The sequence below is a fragment of the Microbacterium sp. cx-59 genome (assembly GCF_020805625.1).
In the GTDB taxonomy this organism is placed as follows: domain Bacteria; phylum Actinomycetota; class Actinomycetes; order Actinomycetales; family Microbacteriaceae; genus Microbacterium.
In genome coordinates, this window is the sequence record NZ_JAJHGO010000001.1 from 204085 (window position 1) to 219166 (window position 15082).

General features: G+C 69.4%; 15 protein-coding genes. 7 read left to right on the top strand and 8 right to left on the bottom strand.

Features of this window, described 5'->3' with window-relative positions; genetic code table 11:
- The first annotated feature begins 145 nt into the window (after nt 1-145).
- The gene (locus LMI96_RS00885) at nt 146-1444 is read left to right on the top strand and encodes a citrate synthase (protein ID WP_223720728.1); all 1299 of its coding nucleotides are present in this window, start codon (nt 146-148) and stop codon (nt 1442-1444) included.
- Nucleotides 1445-1582: 138 nt separating this feature from the next.
- Nucleotides 1583-3211 (top strand): L-lactate permease, encoded by a 1629-nt coding sequence (locus tag LMI96_RS00890; RefSeq protein ID WP_228360147.1) that lies wholly within the window; start codon nt 1583-1585, stop codon nt 3209-3211.
- A 61-nt stretch (nt 3212-3272) separates the two neighbouring features.
- Here LMI96_RS00890 and ppk2 read toward each other — a convergent pair whose 3' ends face one another.
- Nucleotides 3273-4073, bottom strand: coding sequence for a polyphosphate kinase 2 (ppk2, locus tag LMI96_RS00895; protein WP_228360148.1), 801 nt, complete (start codon nt 4071-4073; stop codon nt 3273-3275).
- Complete coding sequence (gene dapD, locus LMI96_RS00900) at nt 4070-5026, bottom strand: 2,3,4,5-tetrahydropyridine-2,6-dicarboxylate N-succinyltransferase (protein ID WP_228360149.1); 957 nt, start codon at nt 5024-5026, stop codon at nt 4070-4072. The genes ppk2 and dapD overlap by 4 nt, the downstream gene beginning before the upstream one ends.
- A 57-nt stretch (nt 5027-5083) precedes the next feature.
- Here dapD and dapE point away from each other — a divergent pair, with 57 nt between their 5' ends.
- The 3 genes from dapE (at nt 5084) to LMI96_RS00915 (ending at nt 7656) form a co-directional block, all read left to right on the top strand.
- Entirely contained in the window at nt 5084-6157 is a 1074-nt protein-coding gene (dapE, locus tag LMI96_RS00905; RefSeq protein WP_228360150.1) for a succinyl-diaminopimelate desuccinylase, read from the top strand.
- A complete protein-coding gene (locus LMI96_RS00910; RefSeq protein ID WP_228360151.1) occupies nt 6142-7362 on the top strand; it encodes a hypothetical protein in 1221 nt (406 codons plus the stop codon). The genes dapE and LMI96_RS00910 overlap by 16 nt, the downstream gene beginning before the upstream one ends.
- Before the next feature lie 123 nt (nt 7363-7485).
- Complete coding sequence (locus tag LMI96_RS00915) at nt 7486-7656, top strand: DUF3117 domain-containing protein (RefSeq protein WP_223720733.1); 171 nt, start codon at nt 7486-7488, stop codon at nt 7654-7656.
- A 77-nt stretch (nt 7657-7733) separates the two neighbouring features.
- On the opposite strand, the gene LMI96_RS00920 is transcribed toward LMI96_RS00915, so the two are convergent.
- Nucleotides 7734-8375 (bottom strand): O-methyltransferase, encoded by a 642-nt coding sequence (locus LMI96_RS00920; protein ID WP_223720734.1) that lies wholly within the window; start codon nt 8373-8375, stop codon nt 7734-7736.
- A 69-nt stretch (nt 8376-8444) separates the two neighbouring features.
- On the opposite strand from LMI96_RS00920, the gene LMI96_RS00925 reads away from it, so the two are divergent.
- Complete coding sequence (locus LMI96_RS00925; protein ID WP_223720735.1) at nt 8445-8816, top strand: Sec-independent protein translocase TatB; 372 nt, start codon at nt 8445-8447, stop codon at nt 8814-8816.
- 4 nt (nt 8817-8820) lie between these two features.
- Here LMI96_RS00925 and LMI96_RS00930 read toward each other — a convergent pair whose 3' ends face one another.
- Genes LMI96_RS00930 through LMI96_RS00940 form a run of 3 tightly spaced genes read right to left on the bottom strand, consistent with a single transcriptional unit; the run spans nt 8821 to nt 11835 of the window.
- Nucleotides 8821-9969: an Mrp/NBP35 family ATP-binding protein gene (locus LMI96_RS00930; RefSeq protein WP_228360152.1), complete on the bottom strand. Its 1149-nt coding sequence runs from the start codon at nt 9967-9969 to the stop codon at nt 8821-8823.
- Nucleotides 9959-10561, bottom strand: coding sequence for a DUF1003 domain-containing protein (locus LMI96_RS00935; RefSeq protein ID WP_223720737.1), 603 nt, complete (start codon nt 10559-10561; stop codon nt 9959-9961). Before LMI96_RS00935 ends, LMI96_RS00930 begins: the two co-directional genes overlap by 11 nt.
- Nucleotides 10561-11835, bottom strand: coding sequence for a magnesium transporter MgtE N-terminal domain-containing protein (locus LMI96_RS00940; RefSeq protein ID WP_223720738.1), 1275 nt, complete (start codon nt 11833-11835; stop codon nt 10561-10563). Before LMI96_RS00940 ends, LMI96_RS00935 begins: the two co-directional genes overlap by 1 nt.
- Nucleotides 11836-11905: 70 nt before the next feature.
- On the opposite strand from LMI96_RS00940, the gene LMI96_RS00945 reads away from it, so the two are divergent.
- Complete coding sequence (locus LMI96_RS00945; RefSeq protein WP_228360153.1) at nt 11906-12556, top strand: general stress protein; 651 nt, start codon at nt 11906-11908, stop codon at nt 12554-12556.
- A 54-nt stretch (nt 12557-12610) separates the two neighbouring features.
- Here the strand turns inward: LMI96_RS00945 and LMI96_RS00950 are convergent, their stop codons facing one another.
- Together LMI96_RS00950 and LMI96_RS00955 are read right to left on the bottom strand one after the other, a co-directional pair.
- Nucleotides 12611-14029, bottom strand: coding sequence for an aminopeptidase P family protein (locus LMI96_RS00950; protein WP_228360154.1), 1419 nt, complete (start codon nt 14027-14029; stop codon nt 12611-12613).
- Nucleotides 14030-14060: 31 nt separating this feature from the next.
- Complete coding sequence (locus LMI96_RS00955) at nt 14061-15080, bottom strand: endonuclease/exonuclease/phosphatase family protein (protein ID WP_223720741.1); 1020 nt, start codon at nt 15078-15080, stop codon at nt 14061-14063.
- Nucleotides 15081-15082 lie beyond the last annotated feature (2 nt).

Sequence of the window (15082 nt, forward strand, 5' to 3'; positions counted from 1 at the left end):
CGATTCTCCGATCCCTTGGAGGTTTCTATGGTTGGCCGCCACCCCGGCTAGGCTGTAGAACGTCTCGACGCGCCCCACACAAAGCGCGCCGGAGCGGACCCCCATCCGGAGGTCCCCTGACGACCATCGACCGCAAGGAGGCGCCATGAGCGATGCCGATTCGCCGCAGGAGAACGCAACTCTCACCGTCGGAGGTCGTACGGCCAATCTGCCCGTGCTCCACGGCACCGATGGCGCCCCGAGCATCGACGTCTCGACGCTGACGCGTCAAACCGGGCACACGACGCTCGACTATGGGTTCGTCAACACCGCCGCCACGAAGTCCGCGATCACCTACATCGATGGCGACGAGGGCATTCTGCGCTACCGCGGGTACCCGATCGAGCAGCTCGCGAAGAACTCGACCTACCTCGAGGTCGCCTGGCTCCTCATCTACGGCGAGCTGCCCTCGGCGAGCGAACTCGCCGACTTCGATAACCGCATCCGCCGGCACACGCTGCTCCACGAAGACCTGAAGCGGTTCTTCTCCGCTCTGCCGCACACCGCGCACCCGATGTCGGTGCTGTCAGCCGCGACCGCGGCGCTCTCGACCTACTACGAGAACCAGTCCGACCCGCACAACCCCGAGCATGTCGAATTGAACACGGTCCGGATGCTGGCGAAGCTGCCCGTCATCGCCGCGTACGCGCATAAGAAGAGCGTCGGTCAGGCGTTCCTGTACCCCGACAACTCGTTGAGTTTCGTCGACAACTTCTTGAAGCTGAACTTCGGCGTGCTGAGCGAGCGCTACGAGATCAGCCCGGTCATGTCGCGCGCCCTCGAGCGTCTGCTGATCCTTCACGAAGACCACGAGCAGAACGCGTCGACGTCGACCGTCCGGCTCGTGGGCTCGACCGGCGCCAACATCTTCTCGTCGATCTCGGCCGGCATCAACGCCCTCTCCGGGCCCCTGCACGGCGGCGCGAACGAGGCCGTACTCGACATGCTCGGCCGCATCCGCGACTCGGGCGAGAGCGTCGAACGCTTCGTCGAGCGGGTGAAGAACAAGGAAGACGGTGTGAAGCTCATGGGCTTCGGGCACCGCGTGTACAAGAACTACGACCCGCGCGCGAAGCTCGTGAAGGAATCCGCCGACGAGGTGCTCGCCGAGCTCGGTGTCAGCGACCCGCTTCTCGACCTCGCCAAGGAGCTCGAGGAGATCGCGCTCAGTGACGACTACTTCAAGGAGCGTCGTCTGTATCCCAACGTCGATTTCTACACCGGCGTGATCTACAAGGCGATGGGCTTTCCGACGCGCATGTTCACCGTGCTGTTCGCGATCGGGCGTCTGCCCGGATGGCTGGCGCACTGGCGGGAGCTCAACACCGATCCGCAGAGCAAGATCGGCCGTCCGCAGCAGCTGTACACGGGAGCACCCGAGCGCAATTACCCCGGTCTGGGCTGACGCTCACCGGCGCGTACCGGCGTTCGCGGCACCGATGTCGCGACACGCCAGTTTTCACGGCGCACATCCTATTCACAGCGGATTCAAACCCCATAGCGTGAGTCCTGGTCGCAACGCGCGACGTGAAAGGTGACTCCCATGTGGATTCAGACGACGGACCCGCTCGGTAACGCGCTCCTGTCGGCGGTGGTGGCCGCAATTCCGATCCTGGTGTTCCTGCTGGGGCTCGTGGTCTTCAAACTCAAGGGCATGGTCGCGGCTGCGATCGCGCTCGTGGTCGAGATCGTGGTCGCGCTCGCGGTGTTCGGCATGCCCGCACCGGCCGTGGCCGGCGCCGGCGTTCTCGGCTTCCTGACGTCGATCTGGCCGATCGCGTTCATCATCGTCATGGCCGTCTGGCTGTACCGCCTGGCTGTCGCCAGCGGCCGGTTCGCCGTCATCCGATCCTCGATCGGCGGTGTCTCTCAGGACCAGCGCATCCAGGTGCTGCTGATCAGCTTCGCCTTCGGCGCGTTCCTGGAGGGTGCGGCCGGCTTCGGTGTGCCGATCGCGATCTGCGCGGCCCTGCTCGTTCAGCTGGGGTTCCGGCCGGTCAAGGCCGCCATGGTCTCGCTCGTCGCGAACGCCGGAGCCGGCGCGTACGGCGCCATCGGCATCCCGGTCATCGTGGCCGCCCAGGTCACGGGTCTCGACGTGCACGAGCTCTCGCGCATGATGGTGCTGCTGCTCCAGCCTCTGACGCTGCTGATCCCGTTCCTGCTCGTGATGATCCTCGACGGCTGGCGCGGACTCAAAGAGACCTGGCCCGCCACGCTCGTGGTCAGCCTGGTGTTCAGCGGCATCCAGGCCGGCGTGCTGTGGTTCCTCGGCCCGGAGCTCGCTGACATCGGCGCGGGCCTCGGCACGATGGTCGCGGTGTTCCTGCTCGGTCGCGTCTGGCAGCCACGGCGCATCTTCCGGGAGGACGGCGCCGCGGTGCCCACTCCCGAGCGTCACTCGGTGCGAGACATCGTGGTCGCGTGGAGCCCGTTCTACATCCTCACGGCGTTCATCTTCGTGTGGAGCATCCCGGCCTTCAAGGCGCTGTTCGCCGCGGCCAACCCGGCGACGGGCGCGGCGGCCGGTCCGCTCGCGGGAACGGTATTCACCTGGGCGATCCCGGGGCTGTCCGGTGCCGGAACCCGGCCGAACGGCGACCTGATCACCGCGGCGTGGAGCTTCACACCGCTCAACGCGACCGGTACGGCGATCCTGCTGGCCGTCATCGTCTCCTTCCTGACGACGCGGGCGCTCGGATGGCGCGACCTCTGGGTCGAGCTCGGTCGAACGCTTCGCGAGCTCTGGCAGGCGCTCGTGCTGATCGCCCTGATCCTGATGCTCGCGAACATCGCGAACTTCTCCGGCGGATCCGCCTCGATGGGTGCCGCACTCGCGGCGGCGGGACCGGTCTTCCCCTTGCTCGCCCCGATCATCGGCTGGATCGGTGTGTTCCTCACCGGCTCGGTCGTCAACAACAACACGCTGTTCGGGCCGCTGCAGGTGGCGACCGCATCCGGCATCGGAGCGGACCCCGCTCTGCTCGTCGCGGCGAACACCGCGGGTGGCAATACGGCGAAGGTCATCTCGCCGCAATCCATCGCCATCGCGGCGGGGGCCGTGGGCCTGTCGGGCCGGGAGAGCGAGATCCTCCGGGCGTCGATCCTCTACAGCCTCGGGATGCTCGTGTTCATCTGCGTCTGGAACTTCGCCCTGTCGATCATGTTCTGATCGCGACGAAACAGAACGCGCCGGGTGCGGATCACGCACCCGGCGCGTTCGTTCGTTCGGGTCAGGACAGCTCTGCGGCGTGGTCGGGGACGAGTCCCAGGCCCAGCTCTTCGCGAGGCGGGCGCTCGTAGCCTCCGGATGCGGGGCGCTCCGGGATGTCGATGTGCTCGTGCGGCACGGGGGTCCACGGGATGGCGCCGAGCAGATGGTGGATCATGTTGATCCGCCCGCGGCGCTTGTCCTCGTTGTCGACCTCGTGCCAGCGCGCTTCGGGGATGTCGGTGTGCAGCACCATCGCGTCTTTCGCCCGGGAGTAGTCCTCCCACTTGGTGATCGACATGACGTCGTTCGGGCTGAGCTTCCAGCGCCGCATGGGGTCTTCCGCCCGCGAGCGGAACCGCTTCTCCTGTTCGACGTCCGACACGCTGAACCAGTACTTCAGAAGCAGGATGCCGTCTTCGACCAGCATCCGCTCGAACAGCGGCGCCTGATGCAGGAACCGGTGGTACTCGTCGGGCGTGCAGTACCCCATCACGTGCTCGACGCCGGCCCGGTTGTACCAGGAGCGGTCCATCAGCACGATCTCGCCGGCCGCGGGCAGGTGCGGCACGTACCGCTGGAAGTACCACTGGGACTTCTCCCGTTCGGTCGGCGCGGGCAGCGCGACGATCCGGGTGACGCGGGGGTTCAGGTACTGCGCGACGCGCGTGATCGTCGAGCCCTTGCCCGCCGCATCCCGCCCTTCGAAGATGACCACGATGCGCGCGCCGTTGCGCTGCACCCAGGCCTGCATCTCGACGAGTTCGGCCTGAAGACGGGCGAGTTCGGCGTTGTAGAGCTTCTTCTTCAGCCGCCCGCTCATGCGTGCAGCGCTTCGTTCAAGGTGACGCCGACGCCGGCGCGGCGGACGACTTCGATCGCTCCGCTCAGCGAGTTCCGGCGGAAGAGCAGACCGTTCCGGCCGGAGAGGGTGGCTCCCTTGGCCGTGGGGCGGGCGCCGTCCGCGCCGGGCGCTTCGTCGGCGAGCACGATCTTGGAGCCGGCCGTGACGTAGAGGCCGGCCTCGACTACGCAGTCGTCGCCGAGCGAGATGCCGATCCCGGCGTTGGCGCCGAGCAGGGTGCGGGATCCGATCGACACACGGTGCGTGCCGCCGCCGGACAGCGTGCCCATGATGGACGCGCCGCCGCCGATGTCGCTGCCATCGCCGACCACGACGCCCTGCGAGATGCGTCCTTCGACCATCGAGGTGCCGAGGGTACCGGCGTTGAAGTTCACGAACCCCTCGTGCATCACGGTGGTGCCGGGGGAGAGGTACGCGCCCAGGCGCACCCGCGAGGCATCCGCGATGCGCACGCCCGGCGGGGTCACGTAGTCGAGGAGCCGCGGGAACTTGTCGAGGCTCTGCACCTGGATGCCGGCCGCCAGCAGGGCCGGTCGTCGCGCGGCGGCGACATCCGGATGCACGGGTCCCGCGTTCGTCCACGCGACATTCGGCAGGTGCCCGAAGATCCCGTCGAGGTTCACCTCGCCGGGACGCACGAGGCGGTGCGACAGGGCGTGGAGTCGGAGGTAGGCATCGGGGGTGGATGCGGGCGCCGCATCCGGATCGATCCGCACGGTGACGATCGTGCGCGTCACGCGACGGCGCTCGTCGGCGCCCTCGAACTCGCGCAGCTCCTGCGCGGCGGCGTCCGCGTCGGCGGGGGAATCGCCCGCGTCGATCCGCGGCCGCGGGAACCAGGTGTCGAGGACCGTCCCGTCTTCGCTCGTCGTTGCCAGTCCCGTGCCTGATATCGCTCGCTGTTCCGTCACGGCACCAGGCTATCGGCCTCGCACGCGCGTCGATCAGCGCTCGCTAGAGTGGACGGCATGCCCGAGCTCGATCTGTCCCTGAGCTCGATCGAGCTCACCCGCCTGATCTGCGACGTTCCGAGCGTGTCCGGCGACGAGACGACGCTCGCCGACATGATCGCGGATGCGGTCAGCGCCCTGCCGCACCTCGACGTCTACCGCGACGGCGACACGATCGTCGCGCGGACCGATCGCGGTCGCGCTCAGCGCGTCGTGATCGCCGGTCATATCGACACCGTTCCGATCAATCGCAACCTTCCCACCCGCTTCGCCGACATCGACGGCGTCCCGTCGCTCTGGGGGCGCGGCACGGTCGACATGAAGGCGGGCGTCGCCGTGCAACTGCACCTCGCGGCAGAGCTCACCGACCCCCGGGCCGACATCACATGGATGTGGTACGACCACGAGGAGGTGGATGCCGACCTCAACGGCTTGACGCGGCTCTCCCGCACCCGCCCCGATCTCTTCGCCGGTGATTTCGCCATCCTCGGCGAACCGTCGAACGGCCGCATCGAGGGCGGATGCAACGGCAACCTGCGCGCGATCGTCCGCACGCACGGGGTGCGCGCACACAGCGCGCGGGCGTGGATCGGCGAGAATGCGGTGCACGCGGCGGCCCCTGTTCTCAGCCGGCTCGCGGAGTACCGCCCCCGCACCATCGAGGTGGAGGGGCTGGAGTACCGCGAGGGTCTGAACGCGGTGCGCATCAGCGGGGGCATCGCCGGCAACGTCATCCCGGACCTCTGCGAGATCGAGGTCAACTACCGGTTCGCGCCGAGCCGCTCGGTCGACGAAGCGGAGGAGCACGTGCGCGACGTGTTCGCCGGGTTCGAGGTGGATGTGGTCGACCGCGCCGACGGAGCGCGGCCCGGACTCGACGCGCCGCTCGCGAAGGAGTTCCTCCAGGCCGTTGGCGGCGTACCGCGCCCGAAGTACGGCTGGACCGACGTCGCGCGGTTCTCGGCGCTCGGGGTGCCGGCCGTGAACTACGGTCCCGGCGACCCGAGCCTCGCCCACCACGACGAGGAGGCCGTGCCGCTCGCTCAGATCGAGGACGTCGAACGCGGACTCCGCACGTGGCTGACCCGCTGACCACACGCCTCGCTGCGCGCTGGGCGGGCTGGCCGGCGGCGCTCCGCATCGGCATCCTGTACCTCGCGGCGCGCGCGGTGACGACGGGATTCTTCGTCGCGGCGGCCGCACTGTCGGGTCCGACGTCGCGATTCGGAGCGAACGCCACGGTCGGCGATCTCGCGATGGGGTGGGATTCGACCTGGTACTGGTTCGTCGCCGTGAACGGCTACCCGGCGCAGCTGCCGCTGACCGACACGGGACTCGTCGCCGAGAACCAGTGGGCGTTCATGCCGCTGTACCCGTTCCTCGCGGGGGCGCTCGGCACGGTGCTCGGCGGCTGGGGTGTGGCCGCCGTGCTCATCTCCCTCGTGGCGGGATACGGGGCGTCCTGGGCGCTGTACCGGATGCTGCGGCTGCGCCTGGACCGGAGCGCCGCGACGTGGGCGGTCGTATTCTTCGCGGCGGGGCCTCTGGCGGCGCTCTTCCAAGTCGGCTACGCCGAGTCGCTCTTCCTGTTCTGGCTGTTCCTCGCGCTCCTGCTCGTGATGCGGCGACGCTACGCGTGGCTGTACCTGCTCGTCCCGGTGATGGGCTTCACCCGACCCGGGGTGCTCGCGTTCTCGCTGTTCCTCGCGCTATTCGGCATCTGGCGCTGGTTCCGCCGCCGGGTCGAGCCGCTTCCCGCGCGCGAGGTCGTGCACATCGTCGCGTTGGGGCTGTGGGCGGCGGTCGTCGGCTTCTCGTGGCAGGTGATCGCGGCAATCGTGACCGGCGATGCCAGCGCCTATCTGGCGACCGAGCTGGCCTGGCGCCGCAACTGGATCCCGGATTCTCCGGGCCAGTTCTTCCCCTTCGACGGCTTCCTCGAGGCGACCCGGTTCTGGGCGGAGCAGTGGGGGTGGCCCGTCGTGCTCGGCTACGTCGTGCTCGGACTGCTGATCGTCGGCGTCGCGGCCGCTCTCCTGTTCGCGGCGCCGGTTCGCCGGCTGGGAGTCGAGATCCGCCTCTGGAGTGCGGCATACCTGCTCTACCTGCTCGCGGTGTTCTTCCCCCAGTCGAGCATCTTCCGCCTCCTCCTACCGGTGACTCCGCTGTGGGGCGCCCTCGCGGTGCCGCGGAGCACGGCGTGGCGGATCGTGGTGCTCGTCGCCGGCCTCGGCGGGCAATGGTGGTGGATCTACAACATGTACGGTCTCGCGAACACGTTCTGGCGCATTCCGTGACGTTCCGCCGCATCCCATGACGCAAGATGGCGGCGAGAATACGCCCCATATGTGGACGGCGTCCGCGAGTTCCCCGCGGGACGATAAACTTAAGGTTCACGACATCCACGAAAGGGAGCCACGATGGCAGCCATGAAGCCGAGAACAGGGGACGGCCCGATGGAGGCTGTGAAGGAGGGGCGCCTCATCATCGTTCGCGTTCCGCTCGAAGGGGGCGGCCGTCTGGTCGTTTCGGTCAACGACGCCGAAGCCAAGGAACTGCACGGCGTGCTGAGCGAGGTCGTCGGCGCCTGAGCCGATCATTCACTTCTTCATACGCCGAACGGCCGGTCCCGAAAAGGGCCGGCCGTTCGTCGTGTCATGCGGGTGCGTTACGCGCGGTTCTCGTCGATCGTCGTGAGCTGCAGGAGGCCCTCGCCGACGATCGACAGTGCGCCGATGACCGCGGGGGAACCCTGGGTCTCCTGGATGAGCGAACGGTAGGCGCTCGTGATCGGTTCCCGGCGCACAGGATCGGCAACCGCGCCGCCGGCCAGCACTCGCGGCACGAGGACGAGACCGCCCGGGCGAACCAGCCGGAGTCCATGTTCGACGTACTCGATGACGCCATCCGGATCCGCGTCCACGAACACGATGTCGTAGGACGCCTCGTTCATGCGGGGGAGGACGTCGGACGCCCGCCCCGTGATGAACCGGGCGCGTGCGGGCGGAACCTTGGCATCCGAGAACGCGCGGCGAGCGGTCGCGAGGTGCTCCGGCTCTTTGTCGATGGTGGTGAGGATGGCGCGCGGCGCACCGTGCAGCAGCCACAGTCCCGACACTCCCGCGCCGGTGCCGATCTCCACGATGTTCAGTGCGCGGGATGCGGCCGCGAGCACCGCGACCTGCGCGCCGACGCGAGCGCTGATGGGGTCGGCGCCGATCTCCAGGGCGTGTGTGCGTGCGCGTGCGATGTGTTCGGGTTCGATGATGGCCTCGTGGGCGAACCTGTCGCTGGCGTCGTGTCCGGGCATGCTTCCTCCGCCGTCAGCCTATGCGCGCGGGCGGCCGTCGACCGGCAGGCGCGGCGGTAATCTGGAGGCATGTTCTTCGGGCTAACGATCGAGAAGCTGCTGCTGATCGGCGTGATTGCCGCGCTCCTCATCGGGCCCGAGCGGCTGCCCGGGTACGCCGAGGCCCTCGCCCGGGCGACGGCGCGCACCCGCGACTTCCTGCGCGGCGCGAAGACGCGCGTGCAGGACGAGATGGGGTCCGAGTTCGACGACGTCGACTGGCGCAAGCTCGACCCGCGCCAGTACGACCCGCGTCGCATCATCCGCGAAGCACTGCTCGACGATCCGCCGACGGCGACGGTCCGGGCGGCGGGCACGGCGGCGACAATGGTCGCGACGAATCCGGAGCGACGGGACCTACCCAAGGGCGAGATTCCCCCCTACGACAACGAAGCCACCTGAGGGCTCAGCGCACTCCGAGCGGGAGGGCGCGTCCCGCGAGGGACGGGCCGGATGCGGCCAGCTGCTCGGCGAGGTGCGTGATCGCCCGAGCGGCCGGATCGTCGGGGGCGGCCAGCACGACGGGAAGGCCCGCGTCGCCGCCCGCGCGCAGTGCGGGACTGAGCGGCACGGACGCCAGCAGTGGCACGGCGTCGCCCTCGGCCGACAGCGCGCGGGCCACCGCATCGCCGCCGCCGCTTCCGAACAGATCGAGCACGGTGCCATCGGGCAGGGTCATCGGCGCCATGTTCTCGACCACGCCGACGACGCGCTGACCGGTCTGCCGGGCCACGGTGCCGCTGCGTACCGCGACGTCGGCCGCCGCGTGCTGCGGGGTGGTCACGACGAGCACGTCGGCGTGGGGAAGCAGCTGGCCGACCGAGATCGCGATGTCGCCCGTGCCGGGAGGCATGTCGATCAGCAGCACGTCGATATCGCCGAACCAGACGTCGGTCAGGAACTGCTGCACTGTGCGGTGCAGCATGGGCCCTCGCCAGGCGACCGCGCGACCCTCGTCGCCCTCGCGCAGGAACATCCCGATCGAGACGACCTTCACACCGTGGGCGATCGGCGGCACGATCAGGTCGTCGATCTTCGTCGGTCGCACCGTTCGGCCCGCGGCGTCCACGAGTCCGAGCAGCCCCGGGATGGAGAAACCGTGCACATCGGCGTCGACCAACCCGACCGACCGGCCGGTGCGCGCGAGCGCCACGGCGAGATTGGCGGTGAGCGTGGACTTGCCGACGCCGCCTTTACCGCTCGTGACCGCGATGACGCGCGTGAGACTGTCGCGGGTGAACGGGATGCCCCGCGCCCGGGCGCCCCGGAGGCGTTCGGTGAGCGCAGCCCGCTGCTCAGGGGTCATGACGCCCAGCTCGACGTCGATGCGTTCCGCCGGCAGCAGCGTGGCCGCGGCAGCCCGGACGTCCCGCTCGATGCGGTCCGACGCCGGGCAGCCGACGATCGTGAGGGCGATCTCGATCCGCACCCGGTCGTCGGACGCGGTGACGCTCCGGATCATGTCGAGCTCGCCGAGCGGTCGGCGCAGCTCCGGATCGATGACAGCCCCGACGGCTGTCCGAACCGCGCCGGCGAGATCGCCGTCAGCGGTCACGTGCGTCCCGCTCGGCCTTCTCGCGGCGCTCGGTGCGGCGGCGGCGTTCCTCACGTTTGGCGGTGACGGCGAGGGACTCGCCGGACGCGCGGCCGTCGAGGTCTTCGAGGAGCGCCTTCAGCTCGTCGCGCAGCACATCGCGGGTCACCGCTTCGCTGGACACATCCGTCATCGCCATCCGGAGGGCCACGATCTCGCGAGCGAGGTACTCGGTGTCGGCGAGGTTCCGCTCCGCGCGCTGCCGGTCCTGCTCGATCTGCACCCGGTCGCGGTCGTCCTGTCGGTTCTGCGCGAGCAGGATGAGGGGCGCCGCGTAGGAGGCCTGGAGGGAGAGCACGAGGGTCAGGGCGGTGAAGCCGTTGTCGGCGGAGTCGAAGCGCAGGTGGGCCGGCAGCATCGTGTTCCAGATGAGCCACAGCACGCAGAACAGGCTCAGCCCGAGCAGGAACCAGGGGGTGCCCATCGCCCGGGCGATCCACTCGGTGAATCGGCCGAACCGGTCGCGCGAGGGCTGCGGCGAACGGTTCATGATCACGGAGCGGCCGCGGGGCGCGTCGAGAGCAGGCACCCGCGCTCGCGAGGACCGGGCCATCAGGTGTGCACCCCGTTCACGCCGGAGGTTGCGGGCGTGCCGGCGTCGCCGGTGCGCCAGTCGTCGGGCAGCAGGTAGTCGAGCACGTCGTCGATGCTCACCGCGCCCACCAGTCGGTGCGCGGAGTCCACGACCGGGAGCGACACGAGGTTGTAGCTGGCGAGGAGACGTGCGACCTCCTGAGCGGATGCCGACGCGGACACCGGCTCGATCGAGTCGTCGATCATGGCGCCGAGGCGCTCGTGCGGGGGATAGCGCAGCATCCGCTGGAAGTGCACGATGCCGAGAAGCCGGCCCGTGGGCGTCTCGAACGGGGGCAGGGTGATGAAGACCGCGGCCGCGAGGGCGGGATGCAGTTCGTGGCGGCGGATGACCGCGAGCGCTTCGGCGATCGTGTTGTCGGCCGACAGCACGATCGGCTCGGGCGTCATCAGACCGCCCGCCGTGTCGGGGCTGTACTGCAGCAGGGCGCGCACGTCGTCGGCCTCGTCGGGTTCCATCAGATCGAGCAGCTCTTCGCGCTGGTCGGCGGGGAGCTGCGCGAGCACGTCGGCCGCGTCGTCGGGCTCCATCGCATCGAGGATGTCGGCGGCCCGCTCCTCACCGAGTGCCTCGAGGATGTGCACCTGCTCCTCTTCGGGCATCTCTTCGAGCGCGTCGGCGAGGCGGTCATCGGGAAGTTCTTCGGCGACCTCGAGCAGGCGTTCCTGCGGAAGGTCGAGAAGGGTGTTCGCGAGGTCGGCGGCCTTCAGCTCGGAGTAACTGGCGACGAGGTGCTCGGCGGACTGGGCCTCGCCGGGCGCCTGGCGCTCGTGCACGTCGTTCCAGTGCGCGAACGTCGTCGCGCCCTTGGCGAACGGGGATGCGGTCGTCTTCGGCTTCCGGAGGAAGACCTGGCCGACGTCCCACGCGCCCATCCGGTCGCGTTCGATCGCGACGTCCTCGATGACCGCCTGCCCGGAACCGTCGGTGAAGGTGACCTTGCGGCCGACGAGTTCGGCGAGCACGCGCACCTCGCCGCCGCGCTGCTGGAAGCGGCGCACGTTGATGAGGCCGGTCGTGATGACCTGACCCGTCTCGATCGTCGTGACGCGTCCGATCGAGACGAACACGTGACGCCGACCCGGGATCTCGACCACGAGGCCGACCACCCGCGGCGAATCGTTCGTTCGATAGATGACGACGACATCGCGAACTTTTCCGAGCCGGTCCCCGACCGGATCGAAGACCGCGCAGCCGGCCAGGCGCGCGACGAAGACCCGTTGTGTACTCACTGTTCCAGCGTAGACCGGGCGGCCGCGACGTGCCGGGCGCACGCGCAGGCGGGCGTGACAAGATGAGGGGATGAGCATGGGTGCACCGTTCACGGCCGGTTCCGCGGAAGCGGGCGAGACCGTCGCGTCGTTCTCGCAGTACGAGAAAGCGCAGAAGGCGGTATCCGCTCTCATCGCTGCGGACGTGCCCGCGAAGGAGATCGCGATCGTCGGTCAGGGGCTCCGCTCGATCGAGCGGGTGACCGGACGCCTCGGTTACGCGACGGCCGCGCGATCGGGCGCGGTCAACGGACTCGTTCTCGGTGTGCTGTTCGCCTTCATCTTCGTTCTCGGCACGCCGACCGTGGCTATTCAGGCTTTCGTCGGTGTGTTGCTGGTGGGCATTGCGATCGGGATGCTGCTGAGCATCCTGATGTTCTCGATCGTTCGCCGCCGTCGCGATTTCGCGTCGGTGATGCAGGTCGTGGCCGACCACTACGACGTTCGGGTGATGGCCTCCAGTGTGCACCGCGCACGCGCCGCCCTGGGCGCGGCGAAGACGGCCGACTCGGCTCCCGCGGCGCCGCCGCTTCCCGCGCACCCCGTTCCCGCGGAGCCGGGCGATGCGCCCCCCGCGCCCGCGCGACCCGAGCAGGCACCGCCGCGGTACGGCGAGCGGATCGATCCCACGCGTCCCGCGCCCGGGACGGGCGATACGCCGCAGGGCGCCGACCGCGCCTGACGCCGCGAGCCGGGGCGGCCGGCCGCCGCTGACGGCGGCGACCGGGCCCAGAACCTACGCGCGCAGGCGCGCGACCCACTCCTCGATCTCGTCGGCCGTGCGGGGGATGCCGGCAGACAGATTGACCGGGCCGTCGGCGGTCATGAGGATGTCGTCCTCGATGCGCACGCCGATTCCGCGATACTCGGCCGGGCCCGTGAGGTCGTCGGCCTGGAAGTAGAGGCCCGGTTCGATCGTGAAGACCATTCCGGGTTCGAGTAGACCGTCGTAGTACATCTCCCGGCGCGCCTGAGCGCAGTCGTGCACGTCGAGCCCGAGGTGATGGCTCGTGCCGTGGACCATGTAGCGCCGGTGCTGCCCGCCCGTGTCGGCGTCGAGTGCTTCCTCGGCGGTGACCGGCAGGAGCCCCCATTCGGCGACGCGGCGAGCGATGACGTCCATCGCCGCGGCGTGCACTTCGCGGAACCGGACTCCCGGTCGTGCCGCGGCGAACGCCGCATCCGCCGCTTCGCGAACCGTTTCGTAGACGCGGCGCTGCACGTCGGTGAAGCGACCGTCGACCGGGATCGTGCGGGTGATGTCGGCGGTGTAGAGGCTGTCGACCTCGACGCCGGCGTCGACGAGCATCAGGTCACCCGGGCGAACGGCGCCGTCGTTGCGCGTCCAGTGCAGGTAGCAGGCGTGCGCGCCGGATGCGGCGATCGTGTCGTACCCCTCGCCGTTGCCATCGCTTCGTGCGCGCAGGTGGAAGACTCCCTCCACGATCCGCTCACCGCGCGGGTGCGCGATGATCCGCGGCAGTTCGCGCACGATGTCATCGAATCCGGATGCGGTCACATCGACCGCGAGCTGCAGCTGCGCGATCTCGTAGTCGTCCTTGAGGAGTCGGAGCTCGGAGACGACCCGGTCGAGGTCCGCGTCCTCCTCGACGACGCGGTCGTCGTCGGCGCGCTCGAGCGCATCGATGTGGGCCGTCGCGATGCCGAGATCGGCGGCGACCTCATCCAGTGACGGGCGCGGTCCGATCCAGAACTCGCCGACGCTCGCGTCACTGTAGAACTCCGCGGTCGTGCGGTCGGCGCGCTCGCGGAAATAGAGGGTGACGTCGTGACCCTCGCCGGGCCGGGGTTCGAAGACGAGCACGGCGCCGGGCTCGGCATCCGTGCCCCAACCGGTGAGGTGCGCGAACGCCGTGTGCGCACGGAACGGATAGTCGGTGTCGTTGCTGCGCACCTTCAGGTCGCCCGCCGGGATCACCAGTCGCGAGCCCGGGAACACGGCGGAGAGGGCATCGCGGCGGCGTGCCGCGTACGCGGCCTCGATGCGCGGCGGCACGACGGCTTCGGGGCGCTGCGCCCAGCCTTCGGAGATCGTCTGGAGGAATCCGGACGGGAACGGCTGCTTGCGGTTCGAGGGCTGCGCGGGTGCGGGCTCGGCCGTCGTGATCGTGGGGATGTCCGTGGGATCTGCCATGCCTCCAGTCTCCCACCGGACGCGGCTGACGTCAGCCGGTGCGTTCGAGTTGCACCACGAGCGGGCGATGGTCGCTGCCGGCGTCGTCGAGCGTGGTCAGGACCACCGAGCCCGTCGGCGTCCAATCGGGCGTCGCGAGCACATGGTCGATCTGCGCGCCGGCCAGGGCGGGCAGCTGCGTCGGCCACGTGCCGACCGCGCCGTTGCCGGTCTGCGACGCCGCGTCGCGGCACCGCCCGAGCACGCCGCCGTCCGCGCCGAGCCGGGCCATGTGGTCGATCGTCGCGTTGAAGTCTCCGGCCATGATGACGTTGTCGTCGGCGCACTGATCGGCAAGCCACTGCAGGTCGTGCCGCCAATCGTCCATCGCGTCCTCGCGGGGAGCGACCGCGTGGGCGGCGACGATGATGGGGCCGTCGCCATCCGTCGGCATGGCGACCGCGCTCGGGACCGTCGACGTGTTGCTCGATCCGTCCTGGGATGACTCGATGACCGAGTAGGTGCCGAGGTTCGGAGACACCAGCAGCGTGGTCGAGTCCGCGGCCCAGCCGTCGGTGCCGTACTCGGTGTGATGGGCCCACATCGGCTGGCCGAGGTCTCGCATCGCAACGGCGACCTGTGCGCCTGTCTCGATCGTGGTCTCGGGCAGCGAGACGATGTCGGCGCCCATCGCGACGGCCGTTTGTGCGATCGTCTCCGCCGACGTCGCGGCCCCCGCGGTGTTCCAGGTCATGACCCGGATGCTGTCGGCCGTCTTCTCCGGGAGCGTTTGCGTTCCGGTTCCGCGGGTGGCCACGATCGCCCCGCCGGCGACGGCGGCCGCGAGCGCGATCACCGCGAGCGAGAGTGCGAACCGGCGAACGGGGCGCAGCGTCGCGAGCAGCAGGAAGACGACGACGAGCACGGCGAAGCCCGCGACGACGAGCACTCGGAAGGAGATGACCTGGGCGAGCGGATACGTTTGTGCGAGGCGGAAGAAGTCCGGCCAGGTGAGGACCGCGGCACCGATCGCGCACAGCACGATCACGAGGATTCCGAAGAGGCGGCGCACCC

Bases quoted from the DNA above. Each gene is read 5' to 3' on its own strand.
- LMI96_RS00885 (WP_223720728.1), top strand. From the start codon at position 146: ATGAGCGATGCCGATTCGCCGCAGGAGAACGCAACTCTCACCGTCGGA.
- LMI96_RS00920 (WP_223720734.1), bottom strand. From the start codon at position 8,375: ATGCCCGGACACGACGCCAGCGACAGGTTCGCCCACGAGGCCATCATC.
- LMI96_RS00925 (WP_223720735.1), top strand. From the start codon at position 8,445: ATGTTCTTCGGGCTAACGATCGAGAAGCTGCTGCTGATCGGCGTGATT.
- LMI96_RS00890 (WP_228360147.1), top strand. From the start codon at position 1,583: ATGTGGATTCAGACGACGGACCCGCTCGGTAACGCGCTCCTGTCGGCG.
- LMI96_RS00915 (WP_223720733.1), top strand. From the start codon at position 7,486: ATGGCAGCCATGAAGCCGAGAACAGGGGACGGCCCGATGGAGGCTGTG.
- ppk2 (WP_228360148.1), bottom strand. From the start codon at position 4,073: ATGAGCGGGCGGCTGAAGAAGAAGCTCTACAACGCCGAACTCGCCCGT.
- LMI96_RS00950 (WP_228360154.1), bottom strand. From the start codon at position 14,029: ATGGCAGATCCCACGGACATCCCCACGATCACGACGGCCGAGCCCGCA.
- LMI96_RS00935 (WP_223720737.1), bottom strand. From the start codon at position 10,561: ATGGCCCGGTCCTCGCGAGCGCGGGTGCCTGCTCTCGACGCGCCCCGC.
- LMI96_RS00945 (WP_228360153.1), top strand. From the start codon at position 11,906: ATGAGCATGGGTGCACCGTTCACGGCCGGTTCCGCGGAAGCGGGCGAG.
- dapE (WP_228360150.1), top strand. From the start codon at position 5,084: ATGCCCGAGCTCGATCTGTCCCTGAGCTCGATCGAGCTCACCCGCCTG.